We start from the raw sequence: 16,938 nt of genomic DNA on the forward strand, positions 1-16,938 counted from the left end.
GTTATTTTATGTTGTCATTCAATCGTCTGGCTGCCCTGTTATTGCTGGTGGCCGGAACATCAGGGGCAGCGCAGTTAACGGTCAAGGTTGCGAATGAAACGTTGCCTGCCGTCGTGCAGGATGACGGTACGCGTCTGGATCAGTTCTACAGCCGGATAACGTTTGCGGACAATATTAACTGGCAGACGGCATTACTCACCAATGAGAGTGTGACGCAGCAAGCCAAAGAAGCGGGAGAGAAATTACAGGCCCGGCTCTATCAACTGCAACTGGCCTGGCAGATTGACGGCGATGGCGACTGGGCGATAGCCGCCTGGTATATGGCGCAGGCGCTAAAACAGGTGAACGCCGTTGGCCGCATTCGCGCCAGTATCACGCCGGACATCATCCGTTTATCACCGCGGAAGAATCGCCCGCTGGTGGGGAACTACACCCTCTATCTATCGCCGTATCGGCAACAGTTCTTCCTGTTTGGGTTAATCAGTACCGGCATTGATATCGGCACACCAAACGTGTTTAAGGACATCGACCTTCAGCCAGGCTGGTCGGTCGAGCAATACATTGGCAGGCGACGTTTCTTGCCGGGCGGTGATAACCGGGAAGGGTATCTGATCTCGGGTGACGGGCACTGGCGCAAGGTTCCACTGGCTATCTGGAATCGCCAGCACCATGAACCGGCGGCCGGAGAAACGCTGTTCATCGGTTTCGATCCTTCCATTTTGCCTGACGGCTTCTCTTCGCTGAATGCGCAGATTGCCGACTATCTTGCCAATCGGATTCCACACTAATGGCTAATCACACCATGTTGAAACTACGCTGCCTGTCACTGGCGATAGGTAGCGCATTGGGAACGTCGGCTCAGGCGGCGGATAGGGATAATAACGACGCAGTGAATCGTAGCGGTTATTACCAACCCGCTGGCGTGTCGCAGATGGATTTTGGTGGCGTAGGGTTATGGCAGATGCCGAGCGCGCGCATGGCGGACACCGGTGAGTTTAGCGCCAGCTACCGTGATAATCAGGAGTATCGTCGTTATGCCATCTCACTGCAGCCGCTCGACTGGCTGGAAATGACCCTACGCTATACCGATATTCGTACCCGGCCTTACAGCACCTCTCCTTCGTTCAGCGGACATCAAACCTATAAAGACAAGAGTTTTGACGTCAAAGCGCGGCTATGGCAGGAAAGTCGTTGGTTGCCGCAGGTTTCTCTGGGCTTGAGGGATATCGCCGGGACTGGCCTGTTCGATAGCGAATATCTGGTGGCCAGTAAACGCTGGGGGCCGTTCGATCTCTCAGTGGGAATGGGCTGGGGCAATATGGCGCAGAGCGGGAATATCATCAACCCCGCCTGTCGGTTGTCTGCGGGATTCTGTACCCGCTCCGCCTCCACCGAAACCGGGCAATTCGCGGCGAAGAATTTTTTCCACGGGCCAGCAGCACTGTTCGCTGGGCTGGAATACCAGACTCCCTGGGACCCACTGCGCATCAAGCTGGAATACGACAGTAACGATTACAGTAAGGAGGCCGCTGATCAGACTCGCACCGCCTCACAGCATATCAGGCAGGATTCGCCGATTAACGTCGGCCTGGTGTATCGCGCTACCGATTGGCTGGATACCTCGCTGTCGTGGGAACGTGGCAATACCCTGATGTGGGGCTTTACCTTGCGAACCAACTTTAATCGGCTCAGACCACAGCACCCGGATGATGAACCACCGGTCTATCTGCCATCGAAAAATGCAGCTGGCGGCACCGACTGGCGGCGTGTCTCGCAAGAGCTTGATGAACAGGCCGGTTTTAGCGAACCAGATATTTATACTGATGGTCAGCAGGTCACAGTGGTGGCGGCTCAGTATAAATATAACAGTGATGCGCAGGCCAGCCGACGGGCGGCAACGGTGCTGGCGAATAACCTGCCGGAGAGTGTGGCGCAATATCATATTGTAACGCGTAGCGGCCCGCTGACCACCACCAGTACCCGTGTGGATGCGGCTGCATTTCGTCAACTGGAATCCGGCAGCACCCCGCTGGGGGTAGATGAACCGGATCCCTATCGTGTTGAGCCATTGTCGGAGCCGCTTGGCCAGCAGGTGTTGCATACCACGCCGCCGCGTTTTTCCTACGGTATTGACCCGTCGTTGCAGCAGTCGTTTGGCGGCCCGGAATCGTTTTATATGTATCAGTTGTCCGCGAATGCCAGCGCGGATTACCGCATTACGGACAACTGGCGGTTGGGCGGTACGCTGAACATCAACCTGCTCAACAACTACGATCAATTCAATTTTAAATCACCGCCGCAGGATGGCGCGGCGTTACCCCGTGTTCGTACCCATATCCGTGAATATGTGACGTCGTCAGATGTCTTGCTGACCAATTTGCAACTGTCTCGTTACGATCACCCCGCCCGTGACTGGTATACCCAGGTCTATGGCGGTTATCTGGAAATGATGTATGCCGGGGTAGGGGGAGAAGTACTGTATCGGCCATTTGGTAGCAACTGGGCGGTCGGGATGGATGTTAACTACGTTAAGCAACGCGACTGGGACGACCCGCAACGGCTGAGGGATTACAGCGTCACCACCGGTCATTTCACCACCTACTGGTCGTTGCCGTTTGTCAAAGGTGGGCTGGCGAAAATCAGTGTCGGGCGCTATCTGGCGGGCGATAAAGGTATCACGCTGGATCTGTCACGCCGTTTCGACAGCGGGATTGTGGCTGGTGCTTTTGCGACCGTCACCAATGTCAGTGCCAGTGAGTACGGCGAAGGCAGTTTCACCAAGGGCATCTACTTTACGATTCCGTTTGATTTGCTGTTTAGTTCGCCGACGACCCGCCGCGGTTCCATTGGTTGGGTACCGCTCACCCGAGATGGCGGCCAGATGTTGGATAGACGTGATGTGCTGTACAACATGGTTGATAAAGAATAAATGGGTGATAGGGAATATCGCGTTTGGGGGGGATGAGCCCCCCATGGAACACGCGCAGCCCGAATCGTTGCCGACACCTCTCAAACCAAACTGGAGGTGTCGGGACGTATCAGCGCTGGAACTGGAGTGACGGCTGGGATGCCAGTGGGTGCAGGGCAGTGGCCTGACGACGATGCAGTGTGCTGCTGACCATCATCATGGTGACGAACAGGAATAACCCTGGCGAAAAGTAACCATAACCGCGCAGGAAAAACTCGACGGCATACCCTATCACGACCGCCATGGCGATTTTCAACAGTGTCGACTCTGTGTCCGTATTATCGCGGATGCGGTTGATGGTATTGACGGCTTTTTTCAGAACCCACAAGTAACCGGCGCTCAGTAGCAGGCCGACAGCACCGAATTCGCTGACGATTTTCGACGCCAGAAAACCGCCGTCGTTGCGGTTGAAATCGCTACCCGCCAGCGACTGGATGACATACCCGTATTGGCCCACGCCATTGGTGCCAGCCATTTGTAACCCCAGACCGATACCGTGACTTTCCAGCAAGGCGTTCTTCGCATCGTCCAGCCCCTGCAGGAACACCAGCGTGGTCAGGTTATCGGTATCGTCACTGATAGCCAGACGTGATCCAAAGTAGGCGATGGCGGGCAGATCGGAGAAGTAGGTCAACATGATATAGACTGCGACAACCACGATGACGAGCACCGTTAACATCAGCGTGACACGGCGTGCCATCCAGAAGACGAAAATCGCCATCATGCAGAACACCAGTAACGTCAGGCTAGGGAAAATCAACGCCTGCAACAGCAGGTTCCCCAGCAGTACCAGGCGTTCCCGGTTTTTCATCAGAATGCCGCTGGCGCACACAAACAGGCCTACCGTCAGTGCGTAATGGCTCTCTTCGGAAAAGGGAAATACCGCTTTGGGTTTGGCCGCATAGCTGCCGATGTCAATGCGATGGATAACCGAGAGCCAGCCCAGCAACAATAGCGTATAGGTCACGGCGCGAAACACGCTAGCCAGCGTAGCGGGAGAAACCGTTAACAAGCGATTAGATAACAGTATGGCACCAAGAAAAATAATAATCAGTGCAGGTAAGGTAAATAAAGGCTTGTAATTATCAGACATCGCAGCGATATAACCGGACTGTGCCAGTAATATAAATACCACTATCGAGAAAAGTAAGATTTTTCCACTGGAAAATGACAGCGCTTTCATATGTCGCAGGCCATAAATATAAATGGGGACGATAGCCACCATCATCCCTGGTGCCAATGAGGATTGTTGTAGAAATACAAACACAAACTGCGGTATCAGGAAAATGCAAAGCATTGTCCAGTAAAGAGGATCATGCTTTATGGTTGCTTTCAATTTTCTATTCTCCCTATCTCAATTACTATTTTATTATGAGTGATGATAAAGCAGATTGAATTGAATTTTTAATTATTTTTTCAGAAGGGTTATGACAGTTGTTGACGTGATTTTTTATCATGGCATGTATCAATAAATGACGTTTCACCAGGCGAGATTGTTAATCTTAATGTATTGAATTAATTGATGTTGGAGAAATGGTTATGAACAGAAGAGATTTCCTTGCCGGTAGCCTGGCATCGCTGGCGGCGACATCTGCGGCGGCATCACAAAATAATAATACCCTTAATAATGATGCTGTTGCCTTTACCCGTGATATCAGGAATTACAATATTGATTTCTCTGGAAAGAATGATTCCACCGGGCCTTTTCAGACGCTTCTTAATGATATGCTGGAGCAATCAAAGTCGTTATCAAATGCACAGCAAAAAATCAGGTTAATGCTACAGGGTGTCGTACAGGTTTCTTCCACAATTAAAATCGATGCATCGAAAGTTTCTATTCATGGTCCGCTGACAATTATTTTTACCAAAAATGGTAATTTTGATAACTACGCGATTGTGGTGACAGGTAATCCAGATGTGGATGCCGCTTACAGTAATATCGTTGACAGTTTTTTTTCCGGTGTGCATTTTATTTCGGAAAAGAGAACGTTAGATCTGTTTTTTGCCTATAACCCGGAGAACAACTCCAACCGTAATGCGTCCTGTCTGCTCAGTATTTATTCCTGCCGCTTTACCGGATTCAGGCGGGTTTTTTCCAATGGTGCTGGTGGATGGGGCTGGAATTGGTTTTCCTGCGGTTTTAATAACTGTGATCGCCTGCTGTACCTGACCCGTCAGCCGGATTCTTATGAGCGTTTTACGTTCATCGGCTGCATCTGGCAAAACGGCGGCTATGCGTTTGAAATCGATAACCCGGACGGTGTGGTCTACTGGCAGGCGGGCAGCTTTGATTATTGTGAAGGGATAGCGCTGATTAATGAAGGCCATGTCGAGATTAACGGCCATGTCGAGTACGTGAAGCGTAAACAACCGGTGGTTGTGCTCAGAAAAAAGAATGCCAGTTTTGTATTTAATGGTGGGGCGATTTTCGTGCGTCAGAATCCCGAACAACCCTATGTGATTTTTGATCAGGCATTTGACTATCAGACCACACTGACCAGTGTGCGTTTTGCGACCGATGGCATTAATGTCACGTCTTGTGTGATCTCCAATCGACCGTGCTGGAAGAATAACCTGATTTTCACCAATCAGATGGCAGAGCTGATCGCCCTGAACGATAACGGCAGTGCCGTGGTTTATCCTGGTGCCGCCGGTTGTGCCTGTCGCTACGATCCGGCGCACATCAAAGAAGACAAGGGACGGTTTGTCAAAATCGCCGCCAGCGACAACGTACAGGTGCAGTTTCTGATACCGGTCAATGGGCATGATCAAATCGGTGTGGTCTGGCAGGCGCAAACCTCCGCGACCAATAAAGTCGCCATTACTAAAACCCTCCACGCCTATGGTGAGAATGGTCCCGGCCCGGTCATGATGGATCTGACGCGTGACGGTAAAGATTGTATTCAGCGTAGTGATCAGTTACAGAAGGGCAGTTCCGGTACGCTTTGGAAGGTTCCGCGCAGCGCCTGGCTGTTTGCGTTGTCATTCAATCTTTCCTCGGCCAGTGTGGGTGATTATCTGGATATGCATGAACTGAAACTGATCAGTTGTTGATGGCCGAGCCAGATGTAAGGAATGTGAGCGTTTTACGATAGTGGGATGTAGGCAATGAAAGGTTGTGTAACTAATTGATTTTTTATTAATACCTGACTTGTTGCCGGTGAGCGGCATCCCTATGATGGCACCCGTTGATAGTGAGGTGAATCATGAGAAATGTCGTCAAAATGGTCGGTTTTCTGGCATTAATTGCAAGCCTGAGCGGTTGTATCTTTCCACCCCCGTGGGGAGGACCCGGTGGCGGGCATGGCGGCCACGGTGGTTTCCATTATCAGCCCGTAAACGGAGCGGATCATCCCTGATGTCCCTGCGGCCGGTTCTCCCCCTGTGGACTGGCCGCGTATCAACACCCTTCTGCTGTGTTCTTCCTTACTGTCTTTCCCTCTTTTTTCCCTTCTTTCTCTTTTCCCTGTCATGTAATCGTCTGATACCATGCCGATAATGCGTGCTCTCTGGTGATGTGCTGCGCGATATTCAGGTTATCGCGCGGATTATTTAACCCATTACATGGGTTCACCCTGTTTTAAGCGAAATTGTCTCTTAAATGAAGCGCTCTGAACGGGAATTTGGAATAATGTCGGCATGTCCCCATGATAATGATTATAAAAAGGAGAATGGGCATGAGTTCGGCATTTGTCTTTACACCGGCTGAACGTGATCAACGCCGCTCGGGACTGGCGTTTGCCAGACGTGTTTATGTTCCTCGCCTGATGGGATTAGGGCTCGGTTTTTTCTATGTAGCCGCTGTTTTGTATGACCTGACCCAACCGATGTGGGTGTGGGGTGTATTGTTTTTCAACGGTTTTCTCTGGCCACATCTGGCGTTGTGGCTAGCCAGCCGGGCAGATGACCCGATGCAGTTCGAACAGGTCAATCTGCGATTTGATGCCTTCATGGGGGGCGTCTGGATTGGTATGATGGGCCTGAATTCTCTGCCGTCTGTGCTGATCATATCGATGATGGGGATGAACAATATTGCTGCCGGTGGGTTGCGGCTTTTTGTGCAGGGACTGGCTATTCAACTGATCACCGTGGTGGCAATCCTCTGTCTGGTTCATCGGCCGATTGTGTTTGCGACAACACCTGAGCAGATCTACTTTTGCCTGCCGATGTTACTTATCTACCCCATACTGGTGGGCCTGGTGACGTATCGTACCGCCATCAAGCTGGCTGAACATAAACGTCAGTTGCGGGAGATCAGCCAACTTGATGGCATGACCCGGTTGTACAACCGGCACCACTGGGAGCAGTTGCTAAAAAGTGAGTTTGAACTGTGTGTGCACAGGCCGCAGGTGGCGACACTGGCATTACTGGATATCGATCACTTCAAGCGTATTAATGACAGCTTCGGCCATCATGTTGGTGATGATGTGATTTTATTGCTGAGCTGCGGTATTAAGTCGACGTTGCGGCAATCAGACATCACTGGCCGTTTTGGCGGTGATGAATTTGGTATGGTGCTGCCACAGACGGCAACTGCTGAGGCAGAATGTATTATCCAGCAATTACGCGAATATCTGCACGATATACAACTGCACCACGCCCCGGCGCTGCGGGTCAGCATCAGCGTTGGACTGGTTGAGTTTCATCCCGGTATGGAAGATTACCGGGTCTGGCTGAAAGCGGCGGATACGGCGTTGTATCAGGCTAAGGATAATGGCCGTGGTTGTACGGTCTGTGCCTGAACCCAATTACAGCGGCATAAACAGTGTGGGAGTGACCGCTTTGCGTCGTGCTTGTTCCAGATGCGTACGCATAAAGTCGGCGGCACTTAACCGATCGCCTTGCTCCAGGTAGTGAATAATTTGCAGATGCTCCTGCGCCTGATGCCTGCGTTGAGGGCGGAATCTTTCTTTGCGGTACTCCACCAGTCGCCGCAATCGTGCCAGATGGCGAATGGTTTGCAGCAAAAAACGATTGCCTGAGCAGACGGCCAGCGTGTCATGGAACCCGGAGCTGGTATCAAACATCTCCATGGCCGTCATCGTCAGGTAACCGTCTTCGGCCAGATACTCCTGTTGCCTGCGACAATGTGCCAGCATATGCGGCGTAATATGAAACGTCGCGGACAGCAAACCTGCCGGTTCGATGATGGCGCGCAGCGCGTAACTTTCTTCGTAGGCTTCTACGGAGTCGATCACCGGCAGTGTGCGCCAGCCTTGACCCGCCATATGCTCCAACCAGCCTTCCTGCTGACAGCGTAGCAACACTTTGCGCAATACTGGACGGGTAACGCTGAATTCGAGCATCAACTCCATTTCTGAAAATTGTTCCGGCAGTTGGCGGGTGATTCGCCGCTCCGCCAGTTGGCGATAGAGCGGGTCTTCAGCTTGCTCCAGTACTTCAGCGACCAGTTCACCCAGTTGTGAAGCATGTTGAGCCAGGAAAAAACCGCGATTGCGATCATAAGTCACCATGCCTTTATCCATCAGGTAGTGCATCGCCTGTTTAACCGGTGTGCGCGATGTATTAAGTGCCTGCGCCAATGCTGACTCGACCAGATGATGCCCCACCGCGAGTTGTTCACGTCTGACATAACTGATGACATCACGCACGATGCGTGCCTGCAACGGAGTGAGGGTTGTCATGGTTCCTTACCTGCCTGAATAACCAGTCGGTGATTATACCTGTTCCCCTTCAGGCTGGCAGTGCTGTGCGCAAAATTGTCTTTTATCAGCGTTAAAAGCGGCCATGAAATACAGGTTCGATGTTTTCTAGCTTTCTATGAAGTGGTGTCATTCCATTTATTGTCTTTTTTAAAGATAAAATGCAATATGATGACAAGGTAAACACCCAGTGAAAATAGGAAGAGACGATCAGTGACACCATCCACACATCCTTTACTGATTACCGGTCACCCGTTTGAATGGTTAGCTATTCCAGGACTGGGGCGGGTAGCCTGTACTTTTCTGCGGCATCAGCCGCCCCTCATCGTGGTATCCGCTGATGCGCTGATGTATCTGGAGGTGTCTGCCGAGGAAACACCGCTGGGTATATGGGAAACGGTACGTGTTTTTGGCGCGGCAGCGCTATCGCGTTATATCGGAGAAAGTGCGCAGTATAGCCAACTGGCGGTGATCGACAGCCAGGAAGATGGCACGGAATGTACGCTACGGTTTGCCGTGCTCGGGCAACACGGATGGCAGCGTGGTGGTGTTGCCGCTTCGGTTGAGCACGCGATTAGTCAAGCGGCCTTGCTGCCTGATACGGTTGCCTGCGACGCTCTTCCTGTACCAGTACCGGCGACACTTGCCGTGATGCACCGCTATGCGATCCATAACTGAGTCGAGATTATGATGAATACTGTAGGATTGGGACTGGTGGCTACCGATCAGCTTTTAACAGTAAAGCCAAGGAGCAGGTAGCTGGTATCACTGTCCGGTACCCGCAACAATGGTGGTATTGCGTAGTCTGTGCGAAATACCGAGGAATGTCCTTTTCCCCGGTATCGGTAGGGATTAATTGGCGATATTATGTCAAGTATCTGATGACGCAACATGCCCCAAATTGTTTTTGATTTGGGCGTTGATGTCATCGAGTAACTGATAACGGCGTTGGTACTGGGCCCGCTTCTTGCTGGGTACTTCTTCCAGCGTTTTGCGTGTAATCGTCAGCGGAAGCTGGTACAACCCCTGTGCGTTTCTGCTCGCGTTTACGGAAAACCAGAATTCGCTGTAACTGGAAAAGCGGACTTTATTTTTACGGTAGCTATAACGCAGGTTTTGATACACATGGTTTTCATCACCGACCGCTAGAATGCACTTGATACCGGTGAGCGCCGCAACTGTCAACAGACATTCCAGCAGTAGACGTTTGGGAAACAGTCCAAAGCAGGCTTTTGACGCATCTTTAGTCAGTTCCCGTGTGTGTTCGTTGCCCTTTCCCTGCAAACCACCAATCATTATAGTGAGCTGATTTTGGTTGCTAATCACTGAAAACGTCAGTGAAGCCAGGACCACATCGTTAAAGCGAATACGCAGTGTGGCCTCTCCTTCTTTGTCGTAGCGTGAATTGCTGCAAATCAGGGAAAAGTTTTCGCCATTCTTGCCGGAAAAACGTGCCAGGCAGTAATCATCCTGACTGAGCAGTGCCTGCTTCAGAAATGGATTAACCAGTTGCTGCACGAAGGTGTAGTGCGTACAGATAGCATCGGCCCGTTCATCTGCACGCAACGTAGCATACAGGTAAGGTCGATGGACTTTGGTAGGCAGCATTGGGTGAATTCTTACCGCTTTCTGCATTGCAGGAATATCAATAATGTTTTGCAGATGACGTAAAGTTATCGATGGCATTAACAAGGAGCGAAATAAGAATTTCGCTTTTATATCCGTTGCACGCCAGATTTTCTCAGAGAGAAAGTTGCCATTCAGAAGATGAACAAATAATGATAGTGCAGATGTGTTTTCCATGAGCATACCCCTGTGAAAGCGTGCTAAAAATAACCACAGGGGAGCGGATGCCCGATAACAATGCATTACCGTAATACTCAAGCTCAAGAACCCTGTCATGCTAACAGGCGATATCATCAACACTCGCACTGTATATGGCTGGGGATTATAGTGATGGTGAAAAAAATAAAAATCATAACCCCCTGGCTGTTGAGTATTGATTTAGCGAAAATAATAAATACCGGCTTATCGTCATTCTGTTTGGGGTTGATTTAAACTTTATATCCGAAGGTGCGTTACAATACGGGATCTGTACAGAGTAATGCCATCTTAGCAATGGGATAATCGTTACAGTATCGATGGGTGACCCCGCCCTCATTGGACGGGGTAATGATGATCTATCAGGCTCGCATTATTTCAGGTAGGCGTTGTACATCCAGATTTGTTTTTCCTGCTCCTGGATGTAATCGGTCATCAGCGACGCGGTGCCCTCATCACTGGCTTCTGCCGCCAGTGGCAGGATTTCCCGCTGTTGTTGCAACAGCACGGCGTAACCAGCCAGCAACCCTTCCAGCGTTTTCTTTCCATCAGTAGCGTTGACGTCTTCTTTGATATCGGCCACTTTCAGATAGTCGCTATACGCATGCAACGGCTGTCCGCCCAGCGCCAGAATACGCTCTGCCAGTTCATCGATTTTCAGCAGTAGTTCGTTGTAGATTTCCTCAAACTTAGCATGAAGTTCGAAGAAAGCTGCGCCGGAAATATTCCAGTGATAGCCGCGTACATTCATGTAAAGAATCTGGTAGTTGGCCAGCAAGGTGTTCAGTTTGGCGGAAATTTTCTCAGATTGCTGTACATCAAGACCAATCGGACTTTTTTTCTTCTTACTGCCTGACATATAACGCTCTCCTTTGTGTCAATCGCGTATGTATTCGCTATGAACAGCCGTCCGGCATATGCTCACTTACCGGGCGGCGTGACAGCTTTCACATCATAGACCATAAGTCTTACCCACTCTACCGGCTGGGCACGACGGGTTGACTCTCATTTGTAAAATCTGACTACCACAGGTAAACCTGACAGTCATTTATAAAACGATTCTGTGGATAAACGTTTGCAGCGCATCACTATTTTTGTACGGCATCCCATGTTGATAACCGAAGAGACCTGTTGGGAGGGGAAGCGCACCGGTAGGTTATTCATTCGTGGTATGAGTAAAAAAAGCACATACCTTTGAACAGAATATGTTCTGACCACAACCTGGCTCGTCATCCCTCATGAGAGGGGAATTGATTTCCGGGAATGGCAAGTACACTGTGTTTTATCAATGCATTCATCATTTACCCATTGAAGGTTATAGGTTTATATCCATATATTTTTCTTCCCCGACTGATCGTATTATTCGCGCCGGGATATTCATCCAGGGATTATCGGGATGTTGGATGAATACCCTAGTTATTTAGGGAGAATTATAATGATATTTATCGGGTTTTAGAAAATGAGGGTAAATCCTTTTACGGCGTCATGGAGTCGAAATGGTAATCTTTTGTGTCATGGTCATTGGATCATTCGTTATCTGGAACGCGAAGTTGAATTGCCGGAGAAATATCGCGATCAGCATTTAGGAACGCTGGGGATTTATTCGGTGATTGACCCTGACGATGAGCTTTACCGGGATGGGGTGGATGAGGACGATTGGATACTGGAAAACGTTGACTGGCTGGCGGACTGTTTTGAACAGCATCAGGTACCGATTGAGGAAGACTATTTTCGCTTTTTCTATCAGGCGGTGAATCCGCATGACTGGCGCTGCACCAGCTGTGCCGGGTGCATGTAATACGTCATCACATCAATATATATCCGGGCCGGTAATCCGCGCTAACCGCTCCCGTGGGCCGGGAGCGGCTTGGATATTACCGGAAAGGCGGCTCGTTGAAGGTGCGCAGTTTGCGCGAATGCAGGTGTTCTGCCTCAGCGCGCAGCAGGTCTACCGCGCGGATGCCAATCTGCAAATGCTCGGAAATCGCGCCTTCATAGAAGCGGTTTGCCTGTCCGGGCAGCTTAATCTCCCCATGCAGTGGCTTGTCTGACACGCACAGCAAGGTGCCGTATGGCACTCGGAAGCGATACCCTTGTGCGGCGATAGTCGCGCTTTCCATATCGACCGCGACTGCCCGGCTGAGGTTGAAACGCAACGCCGAGGCGGAGTAGCGCAACTCCCAGTTGCGGTCATCGGTGGTCACTACTGTGCCGGTGCGCAGGCGCTGCTTCACTTCTTCGCCCGGCATGCCGCTAACCTGCTTGGTGGCATCGTACAACGCGCGCTGCACTTCGGCGATGCTGGGGATCGGGATATCCGGCGGCAGTACTGAATCCAGCACATGGTCATCGCGCAGGTAAGCGTGCGCCAGTACATAATCGCCGATGCTCTGACTTTCCCGCAGGCCGCCACAATGGCCGATCATCAGCCAGGCGTGCGGTCGTAGTACCGCCAGATGGTCACAGATGGTTTTTGCATTCGATGGCCCAACGCCGATGTTCACCAGCGTAATGCCCCGTCCTTCGCGTGAGATAAGGTGATAAGCTGGCATCTGGTGGTTTTTCCATGCCAGGTCGGATACCGCCTGCTGCGGGTTTTCCGTATCGGCGGTGATCAGCGCGCCACCTGCGCAGGCTAATGCCTGATACGGGCTGGCGGGATCGGCAATGTGGTCGCAAGCCCAGCGTACGAACTCATCGACGTATCGGGTGTAGTTGGTAAACAACACGAACGGCTGGAAGTGCTCGGCGCGGGTGCCGGTATAGTGGCGCAGGCGAGCCAGCGAGAAATCAGTACGCAGTGCATCGAAATGCGACAGCGGGAAATGATCGAGTGTCTGCAACAAACCATCGGCGGTTTCATCGCCGATCAGTGCCAGCGACGGGGTAGGGAAATGCTGCGCCAGTGCGACACTCATCGAACGGTCCAGCTTTAGGTTCGCGCCATCGATCACATACGGATAAGGGATCTCCTTGTCTGACGGCACCACGTCGATAGTCGCTGAATAATCGTTTTCCAAAATAGCCAACTGTTCTGCCAGATAGTGGCGGAACAACTGTGGCCGTGTGACCGTGGTGCGGTAACTGCCGCCGTGGGTAAGGCGACCGTAGGCACGGGTCTTGCTGTGCTTTTGCGACAGCCCATCCCAACTGATACGCAGTTCCGGGTAAACAAACAGCCCATTGGCGCGAGCCTCGGCATCTGGCGGAGTACCGTGAGTAATAAAATCACCGATTGCGGTGCGCAGCGCTTTGACTGAGCGCTCATACAGCGCTTCCAACTGGTCCAGCGCTTCGCTGGCGGACAAGCCAGCGCCTGGTGCACAACTCATCTTCGCTCCTTTCTTGTCATGCGATTAATGCGATGGCGGATGCCATGCCGTAGGCTCATTGTGGCACAGCGCACATCACGGCACGATGGGAGAAAAGTGAATTTGAAAAGTGGGGGCTGGCATTTTTGCAGGAAAGCCAAATGTGATTAATGTCACAAAAAGTGGCTATCCATCAGGTCGTTTTTTAATCCATTGCAGAACAAATGCAAAATCTGCGCAATTTCTTGCTCACTTTCCAGCATAAATCCCTGTTTGCGCAATGGATGCCGTTTTTTCGGGAAGTCTGCGCAATTTTTTGCTCAAATTTGACTTAGGGAAAATGACGATATTATTTTTCCCTTTAAAAACAATGCAATAAAAGTTGGCATAGTCATTGCTTTATGAACGGTGAAGTCACATCTAATCGTTCAACAACAAGGAGCAAGACTATGCCAACCCCATGTTATATCAGCATCGAAGGTAAAACTCAGGGCAACATCACCGCCGGTGCCTTCACCTCCGACTCCGTAGGTAACATCTACGTGCAGGGCCACGAAGACGAGATGCTGGTGCAGGAATTCAAACACATCGTCACCGTCCCGACCGACCCGCAGTCCGGCCAGCCTGCCGGTCAGCGCGTGCACAAACCGTTCAAGTTCACCGTCGCGCTGAACAAGGCCGTCCCGCTGCTGTATAACGCGCTGGCCTCCGGCGAAATGCTGCCGACCGTGACCCTGAAGTGGTACCGCACCTCTGTCGAAGGCAAGCAGGAGCACTTCTTCACCACCAAACTGACCGACGCCACCATCGTCGACATCAACAACCAGATGCCGCACTGCCAGGACCCGTCCAAGCAGGATTACACCCAGCTGATCGAAGTGTCGCTGGCGTACCGCAAAATCGACTGGGAACACACCGTGGCCGGGACTTCCGGCTCTGACGACTGGCGCGCGCCGATCGAAGCGTAATGGCCATCAACCCGGACTCCGGTCCGGGTTTTTCTGTTTTTGTCTGTGCTGAGCGATGGTGACCCCATCGCTGAGTGCAGGCGCATTCATTGTGATAGTGCACTGACACACGGCACAGACCGGGTGTGCGGTAGCTATGGAGCCGGGGAAAGGAGGAAACAGGGTGGCCAACAGTACAGGATTGCAGTTTACCGTGAAAATCGGCGCATTGGCGGACACCACCTTCGCGGTGGTGGATTTTGAGCTGAGCGAGGCGCTGAACCAGCCGTTTGCGCTGTCGCTGAGCCTTGCCAGCAGTCAGGCGGATATCGACTTTGGCGCGGTGTTGGACCAGCCATGCGAGCTGCTGGTGTGGTACGAAGGCGAACTGCAGCGCCGGGTCAGCGGTATCGTCAGCCGCTTTGCCCAGGGCGACACCGGTTTTCGCCGCACCCGCTATCAGGCCGAGGTGCGCCCGGCGCTGTGGCGGCTCGGTCTGCGTACCAACGCCCGCATCTTCCAGACCAAAAAACCGGATGAGATCATCACCGAACTGTTGCAGGAAGCCGGTATCAGCGATTTTGCCTTTGCCCTGCGCCATGAGCATGCGGCACGTGAATACTGTGTGCAGTACCGCGAAAGCGACCTGGCGTTTATCAACCGGCTGGCCGCAGAAGAAGGGATGTTCTACTACCACGAATTTGAGGCTGGCAAGCACCGGGTGGTGTTCGCCGACGATGCCGGTGCGCTGACCAAAGGCCCGGAGCTGTTCTTCAATCTCGCTACACAGGGGCTGAGTGAAGGGGCGTATGTGCGCCGTTTCCGTTATGCCGAGGCGGTGAGCACCGCTGAGGTGGAACTGAAGGATTACAGCTTCAAAACCCCGGCATATGGCCTGTCGCACAAGAAAACCAGCAACGAACTGGCGCACCAGCGCGAATCCTACCAGCACTTTGATTACCCCGGCCGCTTCAAACTGGACCCAAGCGGCAAGGCGTTTACCGGCTACCGGCTGGATGCGCTGCGTGCGGATGCGATAACCGGTGTGGGCGAGTCGAATGCCGCCGAACTGAGGCCGGGCAGCACCTTTACCCTGACCGAGCACCCGAACCCGGTGTTTAACCTGGCCTGGCAGGTGGTGGCGGTGACCCACAGCGGCCAGCAGCCGCAGGCGCTGGAAGAAGAAAGCGGCGGCGAGCCGACCACCATTAGCAACAGCTTCGAGGTGGTGAAAGCCACCACCACCTGGCGTGCGGCCATGCCGTACAAGCCGATGGTGGACGGCCCGCAGATTGCCATGGTCGTCGGCCCGGCGGGTGAAGAGATTTACTGTGATAAATTTGGCCGGGTGAAACTGCAATTCCCGTGGGACCGCTACGGCGCCAGCGACGACCAGAGCTCCTGCTGGGTGCGGGTCAGTCAGGGCTGGGCCGGTGGTCAGTACGGCTTGATCGCCATTCCGCGCATCGGTCATGAAGTGGTGGTGAGTTTTCTTGAAGGCGACCCGGATCAGCCGATTATCACCGGTCGCACCTTTCATGCGACTAACCCGACGCCGTATGTCTTACCGGAGCATAAAACCCGCACCACCTTGCGTACCGATACGCACAAAGGCAGCGGATTCAACGAACTGCGGTTTGAAGATGAAGCGACCCGGGAGCAAATCTATCTACACGCGCAAAAAGACATGGATGCGGTGATTAACAACATTCATCGCCAGAGTGTCGGGTTAGATCAACATCTGAGCGTGGCGAATGACCAGTTCGAGCGGGTCGATCGTCATAGCCATCGCACCATCGGGCAGGATGACTTTGAGCAGATTGGTCAGGATCACCATCAGTCAATCGGGCGTCATTTCGTGCAACGCATCACCCAGTCATTCAAGCGCTTTATTGGTGGCGGCGAGATTACCCGTATTGACGGCAGCCGCCAGACCACGTTGTCCGGTTCGGAAGAGACCTTAATCGGCGCACATCAGCGCGTGTTGGTGAATACCGACAGTTACCTCAAAGCGGCGGATATCGTGCTGGAAGCCGGACAATCGCTGACCATTAAAGCGCCCGGCGGGTTTATTAAGATTGACGGCGCGGGTGTCATCATTTCTGGCACGCTGGTGAAAATTAACGACGGTGGTTCCGCCGGGGCGGGTACGGCGCCAGTGTCCATCGAACCCGAGTCCCCCACCAGACCGACGCTGCCTGATGCGCCGGACCGGCGTTAAGGAGCCA

The 16,938-nt window shown here is 52.3% G+C and carries 13 protein-coding genes; 8 read left to right on the plus strand and 5 right to left on the minus strand.

Annotated elements, in window-relative coordinates; translation table 11 throughout:
* Positions 1-8 precede the first annotated feature (8 nt).
* The gene (locus FAZ14_RS09415) at positions 9-788 is read left to right on the plus strand and encodes a capsule biosynthesis GfcC family protein (RefSeq protein WP_038926050.1); all 780 of its coding nucleotides are present in this window, start codon (positions 9-11) and stop codon (positions 786-788) included.
* Positions 788-2,929 (plus strand): YjbH domain-containing protein, encoded by a 2,142-nt coding sequence (locus FAZ14_RS09420; protein WP_153508429.1) that lies wholly within the window; start codon positions 788-790, stop codon positions 2,927-2,929. The genes FAZ14_RS09415 and FAZ14_RS09420 overlap by 1 nt, the downstream gene beginning before the upstream one ends.
* Positions 2,930-3,038: 109 nt before the next feature.
* Here the strand turns inward: FAZ14_RS09420 and FAZ14_RS09425 are convergent, their stop codons facing one another.
* A complete protein-coding gene (locus tag FAZ14_RS09425; RefSeq protein ID WP_235914505.1) occupies positions 3,039-4,304 on the minus strand; it encodes a hypothetical protein in 1,266 nt (421 codons plus the stop codon).
* A 203-nt stretch (positions 4,305-4,507) separates the two neighbouring features.
* Between FAZ14_RS09425 and FAZ14_RS09430 the strand changes: the two genes are divergently transcribed.
* Complete coding sequence (locus tag FAZ14_RS09430) at positions 4,508-6,022, plus strand: hypothetical protein (RefSeq protein WP_153508430.1); 1,515 nt, start codon at positions 4,508-4,510, stop codon at positions 6,020-6,022.
* 623 nt (positions 6,023-6,645) lie between these two features.
* Positions 6,646-7,710, plus strand: a complete 1,065-nt coding sequence (locus tag FAZ14_RS09435) for a diguanylate cyclase (protein ID WP_153508431.1) — start codon at positions 6,646-6,648, stop codon at positions 7,708-7,710.
* 6 nt (positions 7,711-7,716) lie between these two features.
* Here FAZ14_RS09435 and FAZ14_RS09440 read toward each other — a convergent pair whose 3' ends face one another.
* Entirely contained in the window at positions 7,717-8,613 is an 897-nt protein-coding gene (locus FAZ14_RS09440; protein ID WP_153508432.1) for a GntR family transcriptional regulator, read from the minus strand.
* A 231-nt stretch (positions 8,614-8,844) separates the two neighbouring features.
* Here FAZ14_RS09440 and FAZ14_RS09445 point away from each other — a divergent pair, with 231 nt between their 5' ends.
* On the plus strand, positions 8,845-9,309 hold the full coding sequence (locus FAZ14_RS09445) for a hypothetical protein (RefSeq protein WP_153508433.1): 465 nt from the start codon (positions 8,845-8,847) through the stop codon (positions 9,307-9,309).
* A 192-nt stretch (positions 9,310-9,501) separates the two neighbouring features.
* On the opposite strand, the gene FAZ14_RS09450 is transcribed toward FAZ14_RS09445, so the two are convergent.
* Positions 9,502-10,551: a VirK/YbjX family protein gene (locus FAZ14_RS09450; RefSeq protein WP_338084610.1), complete on the minus strand. Its 1,050-nt coding sequence runs from the start codon at positions 10,549-10,551 to the stop codon at positions 9,502-9,504.
* Positions 10,552-10,825: 274 nt separating this feature from the next.
* On the minus strand, positions 10,826-11,311 hold the full coding sequence (locus FAZ14_RS09455) for a Dps family protein (protein ID WP_016941869.1): 486 nt from the start codon (positions 11,309-11,311) through the stop codon (positions 10,826-10,828).
* 600 nt (positions 11,312-11,911) lie between these two features.
* Here FAZ14_RS09455 and FAZ14_RS09460 point away from each other — a divergent pair.
* The gene (locus FAZ14_RS09460) at positions 11,912-12,250 is read left to right on the plus strand and encodes a hypothetical protein (RefSeq protein WP_016941868.1); all 339 of its coding nucleotides are present in this window, start codon (positions 11,912-11,914) and stop codon (positions 12,248-12,250) included.
* Between the two features lie 76 nt (positions 12,251-12,326).
* Here FAZ14_RS09460 and FAZ14_RS09465 read toward each other — a convergent pair whose 3' ends face one another.
* Complete coding sequence (locus tag FAZ14_RS09465; RefSeq protein WP_038926044.1) at positions 12,327-13,784, minus strand: AMP nucleosidase; 1,458 nt, start codon at positions 13,782-13,784, stop codon at positions 12,327-12,329.
* 428 nt (positions 13,785-14,212) lie between these two features.
* Between FAZ14_RS09465 and FAZ14_RS09470 the strand changes: the two genes are divergently transcribed.
* Both FAZ14_RS09470 and FAZ14_RS09475 read left to right on the plus strand, forming a co-directional pair.
* Positions 14,213-14,731, plus strand: a complete 519-nt coding sequence (locus FAZ14_RS09470) for an Hcp family type VI secretion system effector (protein WP_012883992.1) — start codon at positions 14,213-14,215, stop codon at positions 14,729-14,731.
* 163 nt (positions 14,732-14,894) lie between these two features.
* Positions 14,895-16,931 (plus strand): type VI secretion system Vgr family protein, encoded by a 2,037-nt coding sequence (locus FAZ14_RS09475; protein WP_153508434.1) that lies wholly within the window; start codon positions 14,895-14,897, stop codon positions 16,929-16,931.
* The last annotated feature ends 7 nt before the right edge of the window (positions 16,932-16,938 follow it).

Source organism: Dickeya oryzae (genome assembly GCF_009372235.1).
Lineage (GTDB): Bacteria > Pseudomonadota > Gammaproteobacteria > Enterobacterales > Enterobacteriaceae > Dickeya > Dickeya oryzae.

What these genes read in the sequence shown, in the direction of transcription:
- FAZ14_RS09470 (WP_012883992.1), top strand. Translation starts at nt 14,213, where the DNA reads ATGCCAACCCCATGTTATATCAGCATCGAAGGTAAAACTCAGGGCAAC.
- FAZ14_RS09465 (WP_038926044.1), bottom strand. Translation starts at nt 13,784, where the DNA reads ATGAGTTGTGCACCAGGCGCTGGCTTGTCCGCCAGCGAAGCGCTGGAC.
- FAZ14_RS09455 (WP_016941869.1), bottom strand. Translation starts at nt 11,311, where the DNA reads ATGTCAGGCAGTAAGAAGAAAAAAAGTCCGATTGGTCTTGATGTACAG.
- FAZ14_RS09440 (WP_153508432.1), bottom strand. Translation starts at nt 8,613, where the DNA reads ATGACAACCCTCACTCCGTTGCAGGCACGCATCGTGCGTGATGTCATC.
- FAZ14_RS09430 (WP_153508430.1), top strand. Translation starts at nt 4,508, where the DNA reads ATGAACAGAAGAGATTTCCTTGCCGGTAGCCTGGCATCGCTGGCGGCG.
- FAZ14_RS09460 (WP_016941868.1), top strand. Translation starts at nt 11,912, where the DNA reads ATGAGGGTAAATCCTTTTACGGCGTCATGGAGTCGAAATGGTAATCTT.
- FAZ14_RS09420 (WP_153508429.1), top strand. Translation starts at nt 788, where the DNA reads ATGGCTAATCACACCATGTTGAAACTACGCTGCCTGTCACTGGCGATA.
- FAZ14_RS09435 (WP_153508431.1), top strand. Translation starts at nt 6,646, where the DNA reads ATGAGTTCGGCATTTGTCTTTACACCGGCTGAACGTGATCAACGCCGC.
- FAZ14_RS09450 (WP_338084610.1), bottom strand. Translation starts at nt 10,551, where the DNA reads ATGATATCGCCTGTTAGCATGACAGGGTTCTTGAGCTTGAGTATTACG.
- FAZ14_RS09415 (WP_038926050.1), top strand. Translation starts at nt 9, where the DNA reads ATGTTGTCATTCAATCGTCTGGCTGCCCTGTTATTGCTGGTGGCCGGA.